Source organism: Skermanella rosea (assembly GCF_016806835.2).
Lineage (GTDB): Bacteria > Pseudomonadota > Alphaproteobacteria > Azospirillales > Azospirillaceae > Skermanella > Skermanella rosea.
In genome coordinates, this window is record NZ_CP086114.1 from 35,626 (window position 1) to 54,492 (window position 18,867).

The following is an 18,867-nucleotide window of genomic DNA, read 5'->3' on the forward strand; positions in this document are numbered from 1 at the left end:
TCCTCACCATCTCGTGTTTACCGAGCGGCGAGGTTTGGAGTGGACGGAGAGGTCCCGGATCGCGGCATGCGCTTCCTGTGCGATGAGATGCTTCATGGGCTGGGCCGCTGGCTGCGCGGCGCCGGCTACGACACGGCGATCGCCGAGACCGGCGGGGCGGACGGAGCCCTGCTCGACCTGGCGCTGTCCGAGGGCAGGAAACTGCTGACCCGCGACCGGGCGATCCTCCAGCGGCGGCGCGCCGCCGGCGTGGTCGTGCTGGTGCAGGGCGATACCGTCCACGAACAGGCGCTCAACCTGGGGCAGAGGCTCGGGCTGGACTGGCTGGCCGATCCCCTGTCGCGCTGCATGGTCTGCAATACCGAGCTGGAACCGGCCCCGCCGACGCTGGCCGGCTTGGCGCCGGCCAACATCCGCGCATCCGGTCTGCCCATACGGCACTGTGCCGGCTGCGACCGGCTCTACTGGCCCGGCAGCCACGAACGCCGGATCCGCGCCACCTTGCGGGAGTTCGCCCGGGCGAGCGCCGCGGATGCGCCATAGGCCGGAACCGTGTCCCCACGTCGCTGTTGGCACTGCTTTGACCGGAACGGCGCTCCCGAAGGCGCCCCCAGGAGAAGATGAATGAGCGTGCAGCAGCTCGCCGTCGTGACCGGCGGCTCCAGCGGCATCGGCCTCGAACTGTCCCGACAGTTCGCCCGCCATGGCCATGATCTCGTGATCGGCGGACAGGATACCGCGAAGCTCGAGGGTGCCGCCGCCCTGCTCCGCCGGGAAACCGGCCGGGAAATCGTCGCCGTGGCAGCGGACCTGTCCGATGCCGAGGGGGTGGAGCGGTTCCACCGCAGCGTCCGCGATCTGGGCCGCCCCGTGGATGTATTCTGCGCCAATGCGGGCGTGGGCGTCGGGGGCGGCGACTTCAGCCGGACCGACCTGGACGCGGAGCTCAGGCTCATCGACCTCAATGTCCGCAGCCAGGTGCACCTGACCAAGCTGATCGTCCGGGACATGGTGGCGCGCGGCAGCGGCAGGATCCTCTTCACAGGATCGATCTCCGGCCTGATGCCGGGTCCGTTCGAAACCGTCTATTCCGCGTCGAAGATGTTCATCCGGTCCTTCGCCGAGGCCCTGCGGAACGAGCTGGCGCCCAAGGGGATCACCGTCACCGCCCTGATGCCGGGCCCGACCGACACGGATTTCTTCGACCGCGCCGGCATGAAGGGCACGCCGGTGGGCGACGGCCCGAAGGACGATCCCGCCGAGGTCGCCCGCCAGGGCTTCGAGGCGCTGATGGCCGATCGCCATCACGTGATCTCCGCCGGCATCAAGACCAAGCTGCAGGGCGCCGCCACCAACCTGATGTCCGACCCGATGCTGGCCGGTGTCCACCGCAGGATGAGCGAGCCCAGGTCCGCGCGGTCGAACCAGGGGAACGGCTCCCTGGCGATGGTGGGAACCGGGCTGGCCCTCGCGGCGTTGGTCGCGGCTGCGGCGATCGGCAGTTCTGACCTTCGGGGTCACCGGGTCGGCCGGCGTTACCGGAGCTAGAGCGGTCCCCGATCAGGTTGAACCGCTCCGGTCCTCGCAGCCGGCCGTTCCACTCGCCGCACTGTGTTGCGCCATGGGCGCAACCTACGGCTCGATGCAGGGCGGAGGTGATGCGGACCGAAGGTCGTAGGTCGCACCCATGGCGCAATGCATCGGATCAGCTGTCTCGGGCGGATCGACTCTTCCTGGTTGGTCCGGCTGGGAGGATCGCTGGGTGTCGGCGACCATGAAGATTCACGAAGCGAAGACCATGGTCGGAGTGGTTCCGATACTGGCGCCGCAGGAAGCGCGACGGCCGGGACGGTTGCGGATGGCTCCGGACTTCCCGCCCGTGCCCGCCGTCCAGGAACATCACCGCGGCAGCAGCCGCCCCAGGCTGTCGGCCGCCGTCTTTGCGACATAGGCCATCCACAGGCTGATGCCGATGAACTTCGCGCCGTCCTCGATCAGGTAGACGACCGTATCGCTCTCCCACAGGCCCAAGGGCTGCATCAGGAACGGCGTGTCGCACAGGAAGCTCAGGGCGAAGAAGCTCCCGGCGGCGGCCACGAGGCGGAAATTGTTTCCGGCCAGCACCTTGAAAAAACCCAGGCCGAACGCCGCCGCGACGGCGATATAGCCGAGTTTGACGTACCGTTCCCGGATTCCGAGCCCGACCGGCACTATCTCCTCATGGAGCATGAAGGCATCGTCCAGCAGCAGCAGGGTCGTGAGCACCCCCGCCGCCAGCCAGAACCGCCGCATCTGGACGGTCTCGTGGAAGCGCGTCACGGCATGGGTCAGGAAGGCGATGCTGGCGGCGGCGGCCCAGCCGAACAGCCCCAGCATGGAAACGACTCCCAGGAACGGATGGTATCCGAGGGTGTCGGCGGGATCGTTGAAAAGCTCGCGGTTTCCGAGAGATGTCTGGCCCATCACGGCCAGCAGAATCAAAAGGGGTCCGGCGACGGCGGAGATCACCCAGGCATTCACGGACCCGGAGGAGTGAGTTCTTTTTCTACCAAAGGTATTGTCGGCACTGGCCCTGACCGTCATGACACCATCCACATTTCAATCAGGTGTCATTTCCATGACAGAATGACGAATACAAGGCACCCATATCCGCAATTAGGTCTATCCGCCGGTCTCATTCGGCGATGGGCCGACGCCCCTTCACATGCAGCCTCCATGCTGCTATATGGAACCTGGATCGACCTTTGAGCTGGGAGGACTGCATGACATCGACGTGCCTGCTTTTCGTTCCCGGCCCGGTCGTTCGATAGGTAGCGCGACCCGGTCGCCCGCTTCCCCTCCCGTTTCCGGGGTTTCACGTCCCATTTGATCCGTTGCCGCATCCCTCCCGCCCGGTGGGGATGAAGCGCGATCCATTTCGGAGCCGGCGCGCCGACGCGCCGTTCGATTTCATGACTGTCGTTCGACGCACACGGCGGGCGGATGCCATGCGCACCGTCCTCGCCTTCACGTTCCGCCATTGGCGCCGTCAGTCCGCGCTCGTCGCCGGGGTCGCCTGCGCCATGGTCACGGCCACGCTGGCCGACGTCTTCATGCCCTATTTCGCCGGGCGGCTGGTCGATGCCTTGATGCTGGTCTCCTCGGACCGCGAAGCCGCGCGCGACGCGGCCCTGGCGGCCTTCGGCGCCATGGCCGGCCTCGGCCTCGGCATGGTGGTGCTGCGCCATCTCGGCTGGAGCGGCATCATCCCGCTGACCCTGCGGATGATGGGCGACATCTCGCAGGACGCCTTCCACCGGGTCCAGCGATTCTCGACCGACTGGCACGCCAACAGCTTCGCGGGCGCCGTCGTGCGCAAGATCACGCGCGGCATGAACGCGCTCGACACCCTCAACGACACCCTGCTGCTGGCGCTGCTGCCCTCGGTCACGGTCCTGCTCGGGACCATGCTGCTGATGGCCCTGCATTGGCCGGTGCTCGGGCTGGTCGTGGGTGGCGGCACGCTGGCCTACATCGCGCTGACCCTGTACCTGTCCACGTCCTACATCGCGCCCGTGGCGAAGCTGTCCAACGCGCTCGACACCCGGCTGGGCGGCATGCTGGCCGACGCGATCGGCTGCAATCCCGTCGTCAAGGCGTTCGGCGCCGAGGCGCGGGAGGACGAACGCCTCGCCCGCGTCATCGGGAAATGGCGGAACCGCACCTGGCACACCTGGACCCGGCATACCCGCAGCGGGACGACGCAGAACGCCGTGCTGCTGCTGATGCGGACCGCCGTCGTGGGAACGTCGCTCGTGCTGTGGTGGCATGGGCGGGCGACGCCCGGCGACGTGGCCTATGTGCTGACCACCTATTTCGTCGTCCACGGTTATCTGCGCGACATCGGCATGCACATCAACCATCTCCAGCGCTCGGTCAACGAGATGGAGGAACTGGTCCTGCTGCACGACGAGCCGCTGGGCATCGAGGACCGCCCCGACGCCCGGCCGATCCGCATCGGCGCCGGCGAGATCCGCTTCGACCATGCGGACTTCCACTACGGCGCCCACACCGTGCCGCTGTACAAGGACCTGTCGGTCACCATCCGGGCCGGCGAGCGCGTCGGGCTGGTCGGACCCTCGGGATCGGGCAAGACGACCTTCGTCAAGCTGATCCAGCGCCTCTACGACGTCACCGGCGGCCGGGTGCTGATCGACGGCCAGGACGTATCCAGGGCTACCCAGGCGTCGCTGCGGTCGCAGATCGCCATCGTCCCGCAGGAGCCGATCCTGCTCCACCGCTCGCTGGCGGAGAACATCGCCTATGCCCGGCCGGGCGCCTCGATGGCGGAGATCGAGCAGGCGGCCCGCCTCGCCAACGCCCACGACTTCATCGCGCGGCTGCCCCGCGGCTACGCGACCATGGTCGGCGAGCGCGGCGTCAAGCTGTCGGGCGGCGAGCGCCAGCGCGTGGCGCTCGCCCGCGCCTTCCTGGCCGACGCGCCGATCCTGATCCTGGACGAGGCGACCTCCAGCCTGGATTCGGAATCCGAGGCCCTGATCCAGGAGGCGATGGAGCGGCTGATGCAGGGCCGCACCGCCCTGGTCATCGCGCACCGCCTGTCCACGGTCAGGACCCTGGACCGCATCCTGGTGTTCAACCAGGGCCGCATCGTCGAGGAGGGAAGCCACAAGGCGCTGCTCCACCGGCCGGGCGGCCTCTACCGCCGGCTGTTCGAGCAGCAGTCGGCTCCGGACCGGGACCGCCGGTCGGCGGGGTGATCCCGGCCCGGTCCCTCCCCTACCTGCCGAAGCCCTGGGGAGGGGTCATGTAGCCGACGAACACGGAGAGCAGCGTCGTGGCGGCGCTCGCCACCTCGGCGCTGATCGCCAGCTCGGGCTTCACGATGCTCAGGACGTAGATCGCGATCGTGACCAGCGCGCCCGCGACGGCGCTCGTCTGGATCTTGGGAACCGGCATCAGGGAAGGGGCCGCGTTCTGCGTCGCAACTCCGGTCATGCAGTCCTCCTGTCGGATTGAAGCCGCGCCGGGAATGGCGCGGCTTCCCTTCTCTACCCGAAGGCACCGCAACCGGCAGTGAACAACTTCACACCCTATCGAGACTACCTTGAATTGCCGGCCGTCCCGGGTTCAGGCCGCCAGGAACGCATCATGGTGGTGATGGTGCCCGTCCTGGACCCCGATCAGGGTGATGGGTGCCGGGTCCGCCGCCGGGATCGCCGAGCCGGCCGGGTCGTCGGACGAGGCCGACATTCCGGCGACCTGGGCGGCGATGCCGGGCGGATCGATCAGGTCGATCTTCACGTTCTTGCTGCCCACGGTCACCGTCTTCGTGACCGGAGCGGCCAGGCCGCCCTCGGAGAAGGTCAGCCTGTAGGTGCCGGGAGCCACCGCGATGTCGTACCCGCCGGCGGTGCCGGTGATGTCGGCGACAGTCACGGGAGTGGTCGTGCCGGTCGAGACCGCGGTCACCTTGATGCCGCCGCGGCCTTCGCCGGGCGTGTAGAAGTCGTTGTCGTTGCGGTCGTCATAGGCGACGCCGGTGATGAAGGACGCGGTGCCGGTCCTGGCGAAGTCCTGGGTCACCATGGACGCGTTGTACGCCCCGAACTTGCCGAACTCGACGCCTACGCCGATCTCCTTGAAGTTGTCGTTCAGGATGTTGAGCCGGTGCCCGGGGCTCTTGAACAGCGACTCGTGGCGCGCCAGGGTGTGGGCCAGCTGGTTGATGGTCCCGGTGCTTCCGCCCCAGGAGATGTTCTCGCCCGCGGTCCAGCTGCCGGAGAAAACGTAGCCCTCGGCCTTCATGCGGGTCGTGAAGCTGGAGCCGCCGGCCCCCGTATGGGAGAAGGTGTCGGTGTCCAGCATCCACTTGGAATGCTTGTGCGCCGCATCGACGATGTCGCCGTCGAAGGCCAGCGGCTGCTTGGGCGCCGTGGAGATCCGGCCCGAGCTCAAGCCCTGGTCAAGGGATATCCCGAGCCGGGATGCCTCCGCCGAAGGATTGGCCCGGGCCTGGTTGATCAACTCCAGCATATATTGGTCGAAGGCCGTAGGTTCCGGCATGATCATTCCTTATCAAGACTGACATCGCGCGAGAACTACTACTTCCGATAGCTTTAATAAATCAAGTCGCGGCCCAGGGACAATTATAAGTGCGGGAATGGACAAAAAGCAGGCATGTCGGTCGATCACCCCCGGGGCCGGGGTACGTCGATCCTGGAAATGCCTTCCCGGACCTGATGCAGGTTAATGACGGAAGGCCGTCGGCGCGCGACGATGGATCCGCAAGAGCGGGAAAAGTCCATCGTTCCGGGAGGCTTCACCATGCACAGGCACGCCATCATCTGGTTCGTCCTCGTCGACGGGGCCAAGACCCGCATCCTGCGGTGCCGATCCTCCGATCCCGACGGGATCGAGGTCGTTCTCGAGGAGGACTCCCGCGAGGCGGAGCTGCGCGCCCATGACCTCGTCACCGACCGGCCCGGGCGCAGTTACGAGAGCGCCTCGCCGCTCCGCCACGCGGTCGGCGGGCCGGATCCGCACGAAGCGGCGATGGAGCGCTTCGAGGCGGGCGTGGCCGACATCATCGACCGGGCGGCTTCCCAGGACCGCTTCGACGGGCTGGTGCTGGTGGCGCCGCCGCGCGTGCTGGGCCGGATGCGCCAGGCACTGGGCGCCCGTGCCAGGGAACGGCTGATCCTGGAGGAAGGCAAGGATCTCCTGGGCTTGCCCGACGCGGAACTGAAGTCCCGCCTGTCGGCCCTGGTGGCCCCGTGATGCAGCGCCTCCCCTTGGTCGTGGCCACGGTGCTGGCGGCTTTCACCATCCAGGCCGCCGGCGCCCAGACGGTCGGCAGCCAGGTCCGCGGCCGGGAACGGGCGGACCAGCTCTGCGGTGACTGCCATGTCGTGGCCCCGGGCCGCGAAGGCTCCCGGTCGCTGGGTCCGAACCTCGTCGAGTATGTCCGCGATCCGGCCATCACCGAAATGGCCCTGCGGAGCTATCTCCAGACCTCGCACCCGGTCATGCCCAACGTGATGCTGGACCGGAACGATACCGACGACATCGTGGCCTATCTGCTCGCCCAGAAGGAGCCTCGGAAGTGACCCGGACCGCTGCTGCCCGGATCTCTACTGCAAGGCCGCCAGCCCTCCCCGCCCTGCCCGGCGGGGCGGCGGCGCCTCGTCCTCGATGCCGGCCAGCGCGATCAGGCGCGAGCGGTCGAGCACGTGCAGGTGCTGCCGGGCGAAGGTCAGCAGCCCGGCTTCGCGCATCTCCTTCAGGGTGCGGCAGACATGGACGGGCGTCAGGCCCGTGGCGTCGGCGATCTGGATCTGGCTGATCGGCAGGACGGCGTCGGTGTCCGGCGGCAGTGCCTGCCGCGCCCCGGCGCGGTGCTGGCGGTCGCCGAGTTCCAGCAGCAGCCGGGCGATCCGTTCGGCGGCGGTGCAGCACCCGAGCCCGCCCAGCAGGCGCCAGTCCGAGATCGTCTCGCCCGCCAGCAGGGAGGCCATGCGGAGAGCTACGGCGGGAGCCCTCTCGCAGAACCCCAGGAGCTGCCGGCGGGGCAGCGAGCACACCGTCAGGTCGGTCAGCGCCTCGACCGTGCAGGGCATCGTTCCGTCGGGCGCGGTCTCGAACCCGATCAGGCCGCCCGGCAGGACGAACCGCAGGATCTGCCGGCGCCCGCTCTCGCGCACCGTGGAGGTGACCGCCCAGCCCGCGCGCACGATGTAGACGGCGTCGTTCCGCTCGTGCTCGGTGCAGATGTAGCTTCCCGATGGATGGCGCCGGACCGGTCGTTTCAGGGCTCCGAACTCCGACAACTGCTCGTCCGACATGCTTGCGCACAGACCTTCCCGGCGCACCGGGCATGTTTGGCATTCCGTCCGCATGGTTGACCTCGTCAGTCGTTTTCAGTGCCGCGAGGGCCGGGATCCCGACGGCGGATTTTCCTGGAGCAACCGGGACTGGATGACGATGTCGATGAACGCCGAGACGACCACGTGATTGCCGTCCGGACCGTCGGGCGCCTCCCGGGCCGCCGCGAAATGACCGTTGAGCCGGCACGCGACCGCCAGCTTGGCGGCAATCCCCAGCACGCTGCGTGCCGGCATGGATGCCAAGGACCGCAGCAGATCGCGCCGCAGCGTCTCGCCCGCCGGGGCGGACGCCTCGCCCTGCCCCTCCCGTCCCGGCGGCACCCATCCGGCCCCGCGGAAATGCTCGTGCAGGATCAGCAGGTCGTGGTCGCAATGCCGGCCGCTGGCCAGGGCCTCCAGGATGGCCCCCTGAAGTTCGGCCTGCAGGAAATCCTGGTCGTTCGCGCCTTCCCCTGACGGCATGGCCGCCTCCCATAGCGGCGGTTCCCCCCCTCGCAATACGGGAATATTACCTGCAATGTCCGGCGATTTGTTGATCCAGATCATCCCGGGCGGCCGGTAGCCTTAATCGCCTGCCTGCCACGGAAGAAAAGATAGTTGTGGAGGGCGGTAGTCCGACGCTCCTGATCGTAGTGTATGCCCTGTTTTGGCGACCGCCGTTATGGTGATGAACGGTACCCGGATCCGGCTGCTGCTGCGGCACTGAACCGCGTCGGGATTTCCGGAGGCCGATTTGGTTGAGTCACGCCGCCCTGGAGATGTCCTCGGTTTGAGCATAGTAGCGTGCTTCGGCCTCGGCGGGCGGAATGTTGCCGATGGGTTCGAGCAGGCGCTACTTTGTTGCAGCGAGGTAATTTCAGTCGCAGGAACCCCTTTCACAGGGTCCGGATTACGCAACGCGGACGGAGTCCGGGCGCCCGAGGTCGAGCATGCGGTTGAGAACAGTGACGGTGATGCGGGTTTCGGTCTGCTGGGTCAGCCGGCTATGGGAACGCAAGGTGCCGCCGATGATCCGCTGGTATAGACGCATCGTTCCCTCGGCACCGGCCCTCGCATTGTAGCCGGAAATTCGCTGCCAGCCCTTCCGGCCCTGCTCGGCAATGACCTGGATATGGCAGCCGCGCTGGGTTGGATCAGTTTCGGCCGATGGACTGAGCACGGCCGTCGAGCGCGGCGGCACGACAACCGCAGCATCCGTGCACCAAACCATCTTCCTCCTCCGTACGACAAGCTGTCTCGTCCATTCGGCGCCAGAAGTGGTCTTCCAGCGGTCATTCCGGCAGTCCAGCCTTACGCAGGCCCTCCGTGAACACGGCGAGATCTTCCGGCCGCCGGAGCAGAACCCAGTCCTTGAGATTGGAGATGCGCAGCTCCGGATCGAGCCCGCGCAGATGACGCAACGCCTGACGTGCCTCGTCCGTTCGGCCGGCGAGCGCATGGCTTGCCGCGATGATGCCGGCTACCAGCAGGAATCCCGGCAAGTCTCTGAATGCTTTCTCCGCCCATGACGATGCGGCGTCGAAGCGTCCGGCAAACAAATGGGCCATCGCCGTTCCCGCCTGCATTCGGACCATCTCCGGGTCCAGGGGGCTCAGGCGCATGGCACGTGCGATGCGCCCGATGGCATCATCGTGTTCCCCTCGGGAAATCCGCTGGAAGCCGCCGAGATACCAAGCGGCCGACAGGTTGGGGTTGAGAACCAGCGCCCTGTCGAGCAGCGCGATGCAGCCGTCGAGGTCGCCGCCGAAATGGCCGAGCGCGTGACCGCCCCTGGTGAGGGCGACCGCATCGTTCACGCCCAGCTCCACCGCCCGGCGGGCCAGTTGGGCGCCCTCGGCGGCCTCATCAGCGGGATCGGTCATCCAGCCATTGATCTTGCGCCAGAAATGGCACCACGCCGCCATTCCATAGGCCGAGGCGAAGTCCCGATCGAGCTCGGTCGCCTTGTGGAACAACGGCAGCGCCAGGGTGACAGCCTCCCTGGTTCGCTGGTGAAAGTTTGCCATTCCGCGCAGATAGTAGTCGTAGGCGTCCAGGCTTTCGGTCGGCTTCCGCTTGGCGCGATCGATCTCCGCCCGCTCCAGCTGCGGTGCTATCGCGCCGACGACGCTCTCGGCCACCTGATCCTGCAACTCGAAGATATCGTCGAGAGCGCTTTCGAAACGCTCCGCCCAGAGATGCGCGCCCGTTGTCGCATCGATGAGCTGGCCTGTGATGCGCACGCGGTGCGCCGCTTTGCGCACGCTGCCTTCCAGCACGTAACGCACGCCCAGCTCGCGGCCCACCTGTTTCACGTCCACCGACCGGCCTTTGTAGGTGAAGCTCGAGTTTCGCGAGATGACGAACAGCCAGCCAATGCGGGATAGCGCCGAGATGATGTCCTCGACGATGCCGTCGGCGAAATACTCCTGTTCCCGATCGCCGCTCAAATTCAGGAACGGCAAGGTGGCGATGGAAGGCTTGTCGGGAAGGGCCAAGGCATGTGCCGGTGGTTCATCCGAGGTGAGAGTTCCGGTCCTTGATGCTCCGAAGCCGTCCGATGATCGCATCTCCCGGACGTCTCCGACGAACCGGAATCCTTTCCGGGCGACTGTTCGGATCAGCCTCTGTTCCTCACCATTGTCGCCGATCGCCTTGCGCACCGCATTGATATGACTGGTCAGTGTCGATTCAGAGACGATCCGCCCACCCCACACCGCGTCCAGCAGACCATCCTTGCTGACGACGCGCTCGCGGTTTCGCACCAGATAGACCAGCAGGTCGAAGACTTGCGGTCCGATAGCGATCGCGTCGGCGCCCCGTGAGAGCTCCCGCCGGTCAAGGTCGAGCAGGTAGTCCCCAAACACGAATTGCATTTCGGCGCTCAGCTGGCTGGTAGTCCGGAAGGTCAGGCAGCCACCGCCGGGCCAGCTCCCATAAGCCGGGCAGTGCCGGGATAGCGGCCCATTTGGACAATCTTTGAAGCTGAACTCAATGGAAATTCAAGGAGACCGCAAGGTCTTCCGGTCAGTTTCCAGGCATTCTCCGCTCATCGGTCGCCACGGACGTGGTCGATATGAAATGGAGGAGCGAAGCATGAAGATCGTCGTTATCGGAGGCAGCGGCCTTATCGGGACCAAGCTTGTCGGCAGGCTTCGTCAGAGTGGACACGAGGTCGTGGCGGCGTCCCCCAGTTCCGGCGTCGATACCATCACCGGCGAGGGGTTGTCTGAGGCGCTTGCCGGCGCTCGGGTGGTCGTCGATGTCGCGAACTCGCCGTCGTTCGAGGACAGGAAGGTCCTGGAATTCTTCGAGACCTCCGGCCGCAACCTTCTCGCCGCGGAACAGGCGGCAGGCGTGGGGCATCACGTGGCACTGTCTGTCGTCGGCACCGATCGCCTTCCCGAAAACGGTTACTTCCGCGCCAAGGTCGCCCAGGAGAACCTGATCAAGGCATCCGGAATTCCCTATACGATCCTCCGCTCTACGCAGTTCTTCGAGTTCATCGGCGGCATCATCGAGGCTGGCGCCGACGGCGATGTCATCCGCCTGTCGCCCGCCCTCGTGCAGCCCATCGCGTCGGATGACGTCGCCGCCACGCTGGCCGATCTTGCGGCAGCACCTCCGGTGAACGGCACCGTCGAAGTGGCCGGTCCGGAGCCGATCGCCCTCGACAAGCTGGCTGGAGAGGTCATGGCCGCGAATGGGGACGGCCGCCGGGTGGTCGCAGACATCCACGCGCGCTACTTCGGCTCGGTGCTGAACGACCAGTCGCTGACGCCGGGCCAAGACCCGCGCACCGGACCGACGAGGTTCGAGGAGTGGCACGCCAGCTCATCGGCGCGGAAATAGGCCGACACGGAGACAGGTCAGAGCGGCGCACGCAAGCCTGAAATGGCGCGGTGTGTATCGCGGCGCCTCGATCCCGAAGCGAAAGGATGAAATCGTGAAAACGATCCTGCGTCATGAAGGCGCCCCGGTCGCGGTCACCGCTTTGGTGACGCTCAACGCGATCTTTCTTTGCGCGAACGGGCTCTTCATGCTCGTCGCTCCGCAGGTTTGGTATGATTTCGTGCCGGGCGTGACCGATACCGGCTTCTTCAATCAGCACTTCATCCGCGATATCGGGATCATCCAGCTCTTCCTGGGCGTCGCGTTCATCGGCGGCCTGCTGCGGCCGGAGCGCCGCATCGGCCTCTGGGCCGCCGCCACTCTGTGGCTGTCCGCGCACGCCCTGTTCCACCTGTGGGAGGTCGCAGTCGGCATCTGCGCGCCCTCGGCCATCCCGCGCGATTTTCCTGCCGTCACCCTGCCAGCACTCATCGGCATCGCGCTCACGCTCTGGGCGATCCGTCGCTCCCGCGCCGGAAGAGCGGCTTTCGCCTGAGATCCTCAACTCAAGCACTCGACCCAAGCAACCGGAGAACGACCATGACAAACCGTCTGAGCTACCTCGCCCAAAAGAATGAACCCCGTCGGAATAGGGAAGGTCGGCAGGAAACGACCTTGAGCTTCGACAACGCCTCACACCCCGGCAGATCGGGGCATGACGAGCTGGTTCCGTCGCGCTACGCGCTACGAATTGGCGAAATCGACGTGCTGGTGCTCAGCGATGGGGTGCTGCCGCTCCCAACCGCGATGTTGGCGCACAACGCGGAACCGGCCGTCCGGGCAGCCTGGCTGGACGACATGTTCCTGCCGCCGGACGCCTTTGACTGGGCGCTGAACGTGGTCGTGGTGCGTAGCGGCGGGCAGACCATACTCATCGACACCGGGCTGGGATCGGACCCGGACCTGAACCTGCCTCGGGCCGGGCAGCTGGTCAAGCGACTGGAGGCCGCCGGCGTCGATCTGGCGTCCGTGACCGACGTCGTGCTTACCCACATGCACATGGACCACATCGGCGGGCTGCTCGTCGAAGGAGTGAAGGAGCGGCTGCGTCCGGATCTGCGGATCCACGTGGCGGCCGCCGAGGTGGAATTCTGGGAGGCACCCGATTTCTCCCGCACTTCCATGCCGCAGGGATTCCCGGACGCGCTTCGGTCGACCGCAAAGCGGTTCGTCAAAGAGTACGAGGGCCATCTGCGGACATTCGAGGAGGAGTACGAAGTGGCGCCGGGGGTGGTCGTCCGCCGCACCGGCGGCCACACTCCCGGGCACAGCGTGGTCTGCCTGGCATCCGGCGGCGATAGGCTGACGTTCGCCGGCGACGCCGTGTTCGCCGTCGGGTTCGACCAACCTGACTGGCACAACGGTTTCGAACACGACCCCGAAGAGGCGGCACGCGTTCGGATCCGTCTTTTGCGGGAACTGGCGGCAAGCGGTGAACTGCTGGTGGCCACTCACCTGCCGTTCCCATCCCTCGGCCGGGTGGCGGTCGACGGTGATACCTTCCGTTGGGTAGCAGCCTTCTGGGACTACTGACGGCTTCGGTGCAGCGAGCACAGTGTAGGCGGAGTGGGCCTATCCGCTCTGATCGGTTACATGGTGCGGACGAACTCCGGGCGTGATCATGATCTATACCTGCGGCAATCTTGTCCCCACCAAAATTTTGCAACAGAACCATGCGTTGGGCCACGGCCCAACGCATCGCGGCGAGTGGAACGGCAGGCCGCATGGATCGGAGCGGTTCGACCCGTTCCAAGAATGGGATGCAGGCCGCCACGGGCCAGGTTCAAGGCAAGTTGCGGCGCCAAGCCTCCGGCCCGGTCGCGTGGACCGACCGCCCGTCTGAGTCGACCGCCACCGTGACCGGCATGTCCCGGACCTGGAACTCGTAGACCGCCTCCATGCCCAGGTCCGCGAAGGCGACCACCCGGGCCGACGTGATCGCCTTGGACACCAGATAGGCCGCACCCCCGACCGCCACCAGGGAAACCGCCTTGTGGACCCGGATCGCCTCGATCGCCGCCGGTCCCCGTTCCGCCTTGCCGATCATGCCGAGCAGGCCGGTTCGGCCGAGCATCAGGTCGGTGAAGCGGTCCATCCGCGTCGCCGTCGTGGGTCCCGCCGGCCCGACCGCCTCGCCCGCCACGGGATCGACCGGGCCGACATAGTAGATCAGCCGGCCGGTGAAATCCAAACCCTCGGGCAGCGGCTCGCCCCGGCCCAGCAGGTCGGCGATCCGCTTGTGGGCGGCGTCGCGGCCGGTCAGCAGGGTCCCGCTGAGCAGCAGCCGTTCCCCGGCGCGCCATTCCGACACCTGCTCCCGCGTCAGCCGGCCGAGATCGACGCGCCGGGCGGTCCCGGGCGGCTCCAGGTGGACCTCGGGCCACAGGCCGGTATCGACCGGCGGAAGCCGCGCCGGCCCCTGCCCGTCCAGCGTGAAATGGATGTGCCGCGTCGCGGCGCAATTGGGGATCAGCGCGACGGGCAGGGAGGCGGCGTGGCAGGGGAAATCCCTGATCTTGACGTCCAGCACCGTCGTCAGGCCACCCAGCCCCTGGGCGCCGATCCCCAGCGCGTTCACCCGGTCGTGGATCGCCACCCGCAGCGCCTCGATCCGGCTGCGCGGCCCGCGCTCCTTCAGCTCGTGGATGTCGATGGGCTCCATCAGCGCCTCCTTGGCCAGGATCATGGCCTTCTCGGCGCTGCCGCCGATCCCGATGCCCAGCATCCCGGGCGGGCACCAGCCAGCACCCATCGCCGGCACCATCCGCAGCACCCACTCGACCAGGTCGTCCGACGGGTTGAGCGTGGCGAAGACGGCCTTGTTCTCCGACCCGCCGCCTTTGGCGGCCACCACCGCCTCGACGCGGTCGCCCGGCACCACCTCCATGTGGACGATCGCCGGGCTGTTGTCGCCGGTGTTCCGGCGCGCCCCGGCCGGATCGGAAACCATCGAGGCGCGGAGCGGATTGTCCCTGTCGCGATAGGCCCGGCGCACGCCCTCGTCGACCATGTCGGCGACTCCCATGCGGGCGTCCCAGCGGACATCCATGCCGATCTTCAGGAACACGACGACGAGGCCGGTATCCTGGCAGATCGGGCGCCTCCCTTCCGCGCACATCCGCGAATTGACCAGGATCTGGGCCATGGCATCGCGGGCCGCGGGCGATTTTTCGCGCCTGTAGGCCTCCCCCAGCGCCCGGATGAAGTCCGGGGGATGGAAATAGGAGATGTATTGCAGCGCATCGGCGATGCTGGCGATGAAATCGTCCTGCCGGATGACGGTCATGGTTTCCCTCCTCCAGTTTCCGGCCAGCGGGAACCGGCGGGTTGCAGCCCCTGGATGACCTGCCAGACGCCCCGGCGGTCCTCCCGCACCGGGAGGGTGACCCGGTGGAAGGCCAGGAAATCCTTCACGGCCGGGGAATAGAGCCGGTCCGCGACCGGCCGGCGCTCCCGCACGGCCCGGCGGAGCACTTCCGTCACGGGCGCCGCGATGCGTGGGTCCAGGTCGGACATGCGGCGCCCGGTCCATTCGTGCCCGGTCAGCGTGACGATGCCGGTGCCGTCCAGCCGGACCAGGAAATCGTCCCCGCCGTCCAGCTCCTCGTAGATCGCCAGCCAGCCGAGCCAGGGCCGGAGCGTGAAGGCATCGAACTCGGCACGGCGAGGCACCTCCCCGGGGAGACACTTGGATTGCCAGAAGTCGAGCAGGCCGGCGACAAACGGGTGAAGTTCTTCCAAGATCCTCTCCGGAAGGGTGCGGCGCGATGATGGGGCGGCACACTGCCGGACGGCAAGCACGACTTCGGGACAGGACCCGGGCTCAAGGCTGTGCTGCCGTGCCGGCGGCAGCGTCCAGCCCGTATTTTCCCAGGATCCTGGCCAGCGATCCGTCCGCCTCCAGCCGGTCCAGGACCGACTCGACCGCCCGGACCGTCGCCAGGTCGGACCGGCGCAACGCTATGGCCGCCTCGTAGTCCAGCGACGGATCGACGGTGACGCCCTTCACGGCGTCGATCGCCCGGTCCCCGGTTCTCGTCCGGTACCAGCCGAGACCGGGCAGGGAAACCACCCCCGCGTCCACCTCTCCCGCCGCGACGGCCGCCAGGATCTCCGCATCGGTCGTGAACCGGACCCGGACCGGGATGCCCCGCTCGTTGAGGACGTAATGCGCCCAGGAACCGCTCGGCACCGCCACATGCCCGGTGCGGAGATCGTCCAGCTCCCGGATGTCATCCCGGGAGACGGGCGCCACCAGCACGAAGCGCACCGGCAGGTAGGGGCGGGTCAGCAGCCGCGGGAAGCGCCGCGACGCGGGCGCGGTGCCGGCCTCGGCCCGCTCCGCCGCGTCCTCCGGAAGGCTGGCGGCCGACATGAAGGCGTCGCAGCCGGTCCGGCCGGCATATTCCTTGCTCTTGATCCAGGTGACCTCGAAGTCGAGCCCCAGCCCGCGCGCGATCTGTTCACCCAGTTCGAGCTGGAAACCCGGCGGCCCCGGCTCTCGGCTGGAGAACGGCAGGGCGTCCGGCGCCGCGCAGATCGCGAAGCGGCCGGCCCGGCGCATGTCGTCCAGCGTTCCGGCTGATGCGGCGCCGGTGACGGCCAGCCCCAGGCAGACGGCCGCCGGCAGGATTCGCCGGGCGGTCATGGCTTCTGCTCCGGACCGGCGCGCAGCGACAGGATATAGGCCGCCAGTTCCCAGATCTCCTCCTCGCTGAGCGTGCTCTTCCAGGGCGGCATCACCAGCGCGCCCCGTTTCCTGCCGTTGGCGATGACGGTGAACAGGGCTGCCGGCGTCAGGTCCGAGCGCCGCTGAAGCGTGGCGCCCTTGCCGCCCGAACCGGCATGGCCGTGGCAATAGACGCAGCTCTGGTTGAAGCGCGTCGAGCCGTTCCGGATGGTCTCGGGGGCCTCCAGGTCGATGCTCGGGACCGGCTCGGCCGCGGCCGGCGCCCCCGGGAATGCTGCCAGCAGCCCGGCCAGGGCGAGGCCTGGCAGCCTCGGCCGGATGATGGTTGATGTCGTGGGCATGATGCTCGTGTCCGACGAAGGGGTGAAGCGGCGATCCGGGCCGGCGCCCCGCTCGTGGCGCCGGCCCGTCCTGACGGGAAGGAATTCCGGTCCTCAGTCCAGCGCGAAGACCACCATCGCCGCCCCGCCCTGCAGCTCCTTCACCCGCGGGAAGACGCTCGCCATGAAGCCCGGGGCCAGCGACCCCCAGCCGCTCGGGACCGCGATATACTGCTTGCCGCCCACGGCATAGCTGATCAGACCGCTCCGGATGCCCGACCCGGTCCGGAACTGCCACAGGACCGAACCGTCATCGGCGTCGTAGGCCCGGATCACCCCTTCCGGATCGCCGTTGAACACCAGCCCGCCGCCGGTGGTCAGCACGCTGCCCAGGCCGGGGATCGGGTAATCGACGGTCCATTTGCGCTCGCCGGTGACCGGGTCCCGGGCATCCAGGCGGGCGCTGGCCTTGCGGCCCGGCGGCGGCACCGCCTCCAGCTTGTCGACGCCCAGGTACAGCCCGGCGATGCCCAGCTTGGACGGGTCCTGCTTGCCGGGCACGGCGATCTGGCAGACCTCCATGGCGTTGGTGTACCAGAGCCCGGTCTTGGGGTTGTAGGCGCCGTGGTTCCAGCTCCGCGTGCCCAGCAGGTAGGGGCACACCAGGTTCTCCTTGCCGAACTCCAGGGGGCGGCGGTCGATCAGCTCGCCGGTCTTCGGATCGATGGTCTTGACGAAATTGTAGGTCTCGCTGAGCGGCCAGACATTGGCCAGGGCGCCGGTCGCCTTCTCCATCACGAAGACGAAGCCGCTCTTGTTCAGGTGGACGATCAGCTCCCGGCCGCCGTCCTCGACGACCAGCGCCTCGTAGGCGCTGTCATAATCCCAGGTGTCGTGCGGGATCTCCTGGCGGTGCCATTTCAGCTTGCCGGTCTTGGGATCGAGCGCCAGCAGGCTGGCGGTGTAGAGGTTGTCGCCCTTGCGCCCGTCGCCGTAGAAGTCGGGGGCCGCGTTGCTGGTGCCGATGAAGATCGTGTCGGACACGGGATCGTAGGTCCCGGGCATCCAGGCCCCGCCGCCGCCGACGTCGCCGGTGTCGCCCGGCCAGCTCTCCTCGCCCTGCTTGATGGTGTCGAAGGTCCAGGCCTTCTCGCCGGTCGCGGCCTTCACCGCGAAGATCTTGCCCCGCTGCGGCTGGTCGCCGCCCGTCGTCCCGCCGACCAGCACGTCGCCGGCCAGGACCGGGGGCGAGGAGAAAAGGCAGCCGGAGCACTTGGCCTGGTCGACCAGCCGCGTGGACCAGACCTCCTTGCCGGACAGGCTGTCCACGGCGACGAAACGCCCATCCATCGTCCCGATATAGACCCTGCCGTTCCCGACCGTGACGCCGCGGCTGGCCGAGGCGTAGAAGCTCTCGTAGGCCAGCGGGTCGATCTGGGGCTGGTAGTGCCAGATCTGCTCGCCGGTCGCGGCGTTCAGGGCGAAGACGTTGTTGTTCGGCCCGATATAGTACATCACGCCGTCGACCACGATCGGGGTGGCCTGGAGCCCCATGGTGATGTCGCCGGGCTGGTGGATCCAGGCGACCTTCAGGTCCTTGACCGTCGTCTTGTCGATCTGGTCCAGAGGGCTGTAGCGCCAAGCGTTGGACGTGCGGTGGTACTGCGGCCAATCCTCGGGGTTCTCGGTTCCCGGGGCGGGCGCCTGGGCGAGCGCCCCGGCGGTGCCGCCGATCGCGGCAAGGGCGAATGTGAGTAACCGCAGCCCCAGGCCCGTCCGCCTGCGCAGTTCTCCGTGCAGCTTCATGGTGTCCTCCCGAAAGGGTCGTCTTCTTCTGTCCGCCGGCAGGCAGCGCTGGGCACCGCCCCCGGCCGCATTGGATACAATGCAACCGTAATGCCAGCGATCGGGAGGGGGAGCGCGCAACATCTGGACCATTGCGGGCACACCACCCCAAGCTATGGGGGTGCGTCCTGGAACACCTGACGCATGCCGAAGCGCCACATGTCGCAGCGGATCGCTTCCGGCAGACGGTTCCGGTGCCGTATTGCGACACCCCCCGCGTCCAACCGGACTATACCCGGCGGGTGCTTGACCCCCT

The 18,867-nt window shown here is 67.5% G+C and carries 20 protein-coding genes; 8 read left to right on the forward strand and 12 right to left on the reverse strand.

Going from position 1 to position 18,867, the window contains the following annotated elements:
* The first annotated feature begins 39 nt into the window (after window positions 1–39).
* Together JL101_RS33800 and JL101_RS33805 are read left to right on the forward strand one after the other, a co-directional pair.
* Window positions 40–543 (forward strand): Mut7-C RNAse domain-containing protein, encoded by a 504-nt coding sequence (locus JL101_RS33800; RefSeq protein ID WP_203101413.1) that lies wholly within the window; start codon window positions 40–42, stop codon window positions 541–543.
* A gap of 81 nt (window positions 544–624) precedes the next feature.
* Window positions 625–1,548 (forward strand): SDR family NAD(P)-dependent oxidoreductase, encoded by a 924-nt coding sequence (locus JL101_RS33805; protein ID WP_203101419.1) that lies wholly within the window; start codon window positions 625–627, stop codon window positions 1,546–1,548.
* Between the two features lie 351 nt (window positions 1,549–1,899).
* On the opposite strand, the gene JL101_RS33810 is transcribed toward JL101_RS33805, so the two are convergent.
* A complete protein-coding gene (locus JL101_RS33810) occupies window positions 1,900–2,481 on the reverse strand; it encodes a hypothetical protein (RefSeq protein ID WP_203101420.1) in 582 nt (193 codons plus the stop codon).
* Window positions 2,482–2,951: 470 nt separating this feature from the next.
* Between JL101_RS33810 and JL101_RS33815 the strand changes: the two genes are divergently transcribed.
* Complete coding sequence (locus JL101_RS33815) at window positions 2,952–4,760, forward strand: ABC transporter ATP-binding protein (protein WP_203101421.1); 1,809 nt, start codon at window positions 2,952–2,954, stop codon at window positions 4,758–4,760.
* Window positions 4,761–4,779: 19 nt separating this feature from the next.
* Here JL101_RS33815 and JL101_RS33820 read toward each other — a convergent pair whose 3' ends face one another.
* Window positions 4,780–4,998 carry a hypothetical protein gene (locus JL101_RS33820; RefSeq protein WP_203101422.1) on the reverse strand — a complete coding sequence of 73 codons (219 nt, stop codon included), beginning with the start codon at window positions 4,996–4,998 and terminating at the stop codon, window positions 4,780–4,782.
* A gap of 132 nt (window positions 4,999–5,130) precedes the next feature.
* A complete protein-coding gene (locus JL101_RS33825; RefSeq protein ID WP_203101423.1) occupies window positions 5,131–6,066 on the reverse strand; it encodes a CAP domain-containing protein in 936 nt (311 codons plus the stop codon).
* A 261-nt stretch (window positions 6,067–6,327) separates the two neighbouring features.
* On the opposite strand from JL101_RS33825, the gene JL101_RS33830 reads away from it, so the two are divergent.
* Window positions 6,328–6,780: a host attachment protein gene (locus JL101_RS33830; protein WP_203101425.1), complete on the forward strand. Its 453-nt coding sequence runs from the start codon at window positions 6,328–6,330 to the stop codon at window positions 6,778–6,780.
* On the forward strand, window positions 6,780–7,109 hold the full coding sequence (locus JL101_RS33835) for a c-type cytochrome (protein ID WP_203101427.1): 330 nt from the start codon (window positions 6,780–6,782) through the stop codon (window positions 7,107–7,109). The genes JL101_RS33830 and JL101_RS33835 overlap by 1 nt, the downstream gene beginning before the upstream one ends.
* A 24-nt stretch (window positions 7,110–7,133) precedes the next feature.
* Here JL101_RS33835 and JL101_RS33840 read toward each other — a convergent pair whose 3' ends face one another.
* The 4 genes from JL101_RS33840 to JL101_RS33855 form a co-directional block, all read right to left on the reverse strand.
* Window positions 7,134–7,844 carry a Crp/Fnr family transcriptional regulator gene (locus tag JL101_RS33840; protein WP_203101429.1) on the reverse strand — a complete coding sequence of 237 codons (711 nt, stop codon included), beginning with the start codon at window positions 7,842–7,844 and terminating at the stop codon, window positions 7,134–7,136.
* A gap of 75 nt (window positions 7,845–7,919) precedes the next feature.
* A complete protein-coding gene (locus JL101_RS33845) occupies window positions 7,920–8,348 on the reverse strand; it encodes a hypothetical protein (RefSeq protein WP_203101431.1) in 429 nt (142 codons plus the stop codon).
* Between the two features lie 427 nt (window positions 8,349–8,775).
* Entirely contained in the window at window positions 8,776–9,096 is a 321-nt protein-coding gene (locus tag JL101_RS33850; RefSeq protein ID WP_203101433.1) for a hypothetical protein, read from the reverse strand.
* Window positions 9,097–9,157: 61 nt separating this feature from the next.
* Window positions 9,158–10,741 carry a winged helix-turn-helix domain-containing tetratricopeptide repeat protein gene (locus tag JL101_RS33855; RefSeq protein ID WP_203101442.1) on the reverse strand — a complete coding sequence of 528 codons (1,584 nt, stop codon included), beginning with the start codon at window positions 10,739–10,741 and terminating at the stop codon, window positions 9,158–9,160.
* Window positions 10,742–10,961: 220 nt separating this feature from the next.
* Here JL101_RS33855 and JL101_RS33860 point away from each other — a divergent pair, with 220 nt between their 5' ends.
* The 3 genes from JL101_RS33860 (at window position 10,962) to JL101_RS33870 (ending at window position 13,289) form a co-directional block, all read left to right on the forward strand.
* Window positions 10,962–11,717 carry an SDR family oxidoreductase gene (locus JL101_RS33860; protein ID WP_203101444.1) on the forward strand — a complete coding sequence of 252 codons (756 nt, stop codon included), beginning with the start codon at window positions 10,962–10,964 and terminating at the stop codon, window positions 11,715–11,717.
* A 187-nt stretch (window positions 11,718–11,904) separates the two neighbouring features.
* A complete protein-coding gene (locus JL101_RS33865) occupies window positions 11,905–12,252 on the forward strand; it encodes a hypothetical protein (RefSeq protein WP_407697069.1) in 348 nt (115 codons plus the stop codon).
* A gap of 44 nt (window positions 12,253–12,296) precedes the next feature.
* Entirely contained in the window at window positions 12,297–13,289 is a 993-nt protein-coding gene (locus JL101_RS33870) for an MBL fold metallo-hydrolase (RefSeq protein WP_228435656.1), read from the forward strand.
* A 250-nt stretch (window positions 13,290–13,539) separates the two neighbouring features.
* Here JL101_RS33870 and JL101_RS33875 read toward each other — a convergent pair whose 3' ends face one another.
* The 5 genes from JL101_RS33875 to JL101_RS33895 form a co-directional block, all read right to left on the reverse strand.
* Window positions 13,540–15,042: a fumarate hydratase gene (locus JL101_RS33875; protein WP_203101448.1), complete on the reverse strand. Its 1,503-nt coding sequence runs from the start codon at window positions 15,040–15,042 to the stop codon at window positions 13,540–13,542.
* Window positions 15,039–15,497 (reverse strand): PAS domain-containing protein, encoded by a 459-nt coding sequence (locus JL101_RS33880; protein ID WP_203101450.1) that lies wholly within the window; start codon window positions 15,495–15,497, stop codon window positions 15,039–15,041. Before JL101_RS33880 ends, JL101_RS33875 begins: the two co-directional genes overlap by 4 nt.
* 82 nt (window positions 15,498–15,579) lie before the next feature.
* Window positions 15,580–16,404 (reverse strand): substrate-binding periplasmic protein, encoded by an 825-nt coding sequence (locus JL101_RS33885; protein WP_203101452.1) that lies wholly within the window; start codon window positions 16,402–16,404, stop codon window positions 15,580–15,582.
* A complete protein-coding gene (locus JL101_RS33890; protein WP_203101454.1) occupies window positions 16,401–16,787 on the reverse strand; it encodes a c-type cytochrome in 387 nt (128 codons plus the stop codon). The genes JL101_RS33885 and JL101_RS33890 overlap by 4 nt, the downstream gene beginning before the upstream one ends.
* A 93-nt stretch (window positions 16,788–16,880) precedes the next feature.
* On the reverse strand, window positions 16,881–18,572 hold the full coding sequence (locus JL101_RS33895) for a pyrroloquinoline quinone-dependent dehydrogenase (protein ID WP_203101458.1): 1,692 nt from the start codon (window positions 18,570–18,572) through the stop codon (window positions 16,881–16,883).
* Window positions 18,573–18,867: the final 295 nt, after the last annotated feature.

Coding starts and splice junctions, on each gene's coding strand:
- JL101_RS33805 (WP_203101419.1), top strand. CDS start 625: ATGAGCGTGCAGCAGCTCGCCGTCGTGACCGGCGGCTCCAGCGGCATC.
- JL101_RS33815 (WP_203101421.1), top strand. CDS start 2,952: ATGACTGTCGTTCGACGCACACGGCGGGCGGATGCCATGCGCACCGTC.
- JL101_RS33820 (WP_203101422.1), bottom strand. CDS start 4,998: ATGACCGGAGTTGCGACGCAGAACGCGGCCCCTTCCCTGATGCCGGTT.
- JL101_RS33825 (WP_203101423.1), bottom strand. CDS start 6,066: ATGCCGGAACCTACGGCCTTCGACCAATATATGCTGGAGTTGATCAAC.
- JL101_RS33830 (WP_203101425.1), top strand. CDS start 6,328: ATGCACAGGCACGCCATCATCTGGTTCGTCCTCGTCGACGGGGCCAAG.
- JL101_RS33835 (WP_203101427.1), top strand. CDS start 6,780: ATGCAGCGCCTCCCCTTGGTCGTGGCCACGGTGCTGGCGGCTTTCACC.
- JL101_RS33840 (WP_203101429.1), bottom strand. CDS start 7,844: ATGTCGGACGAGCAGTTGTCGGAGTTCGGAGCCCTGAAACGACCGGTC.
- JL101_RS33845 (WP_203101431.1), bottom strand. CDS start 8,348: ATGCCGTCAGGGGAAGGCGCGAACGACCAGGATTTCCTGCAGGCCGAA.
- JL101_RS33850 (WP_203101433.1), bottom strand. CDS start 9,096: ATGGTTTGGTGCACGGATGCTGCGGTTGTCGTGCCGCCGCGCTCGACG.
- JL101_RS33855 (WP_203101442.1), bottom strand. CDS start 10,741: ATGCAATTCGTGTTTGGGGACTACCTGCTCGACCTTGACCGGCGGGAG.
- JL101_RS33860 (WP_203101444.1), top strand. CDS start 10,962: ATGAAGATCGTCGTTATCGGAGGCAGCGGCCTTATCGGGACCAAGCTT.
- JL101_RS33865 (WP_407697069.1), top strand. CDS start 11,905: ATGCTCGTCGCTCCGCAGGTTTGGTATGATTTCGTGCCGGGCGTGACC.
- JL101_RS33870 (WP_228435656.1), top strand. CDS start 12,297: ATGACAAACCGTCTGAGCTACCTCGCCCAAAAGAATGAACCCCGTCGG.
- JL101_RS33875 (WP_203101448.1), bottom strand. CDS start 15,042: ATGACCGTCATCCGGCAGGACGATTTCATCGCCAGCATCGCCGATGCG.
- JL101_RS33885 (WP_203101452.1), bottom strand. CDS start 16,404: ATGACCGCCCGGCGAATCCTGCCGGCGGCCGTCTGCCTGGGGCTGGCC.
- JL101_RS33890 (WP_203101454.1), bottom strand. CDS start 16,787: ATGCCCACGACATCAACCATCATCCGGCCGAGGCTGCCAGGCCTCGCC.
- JL101_RS33895 (WP_203101458.1), bottom strand. CDS start 18,572: ATGAAGCTGCACGGAGAACTGCGCAGGCGGACGGGCCTGGGGCTGCGG.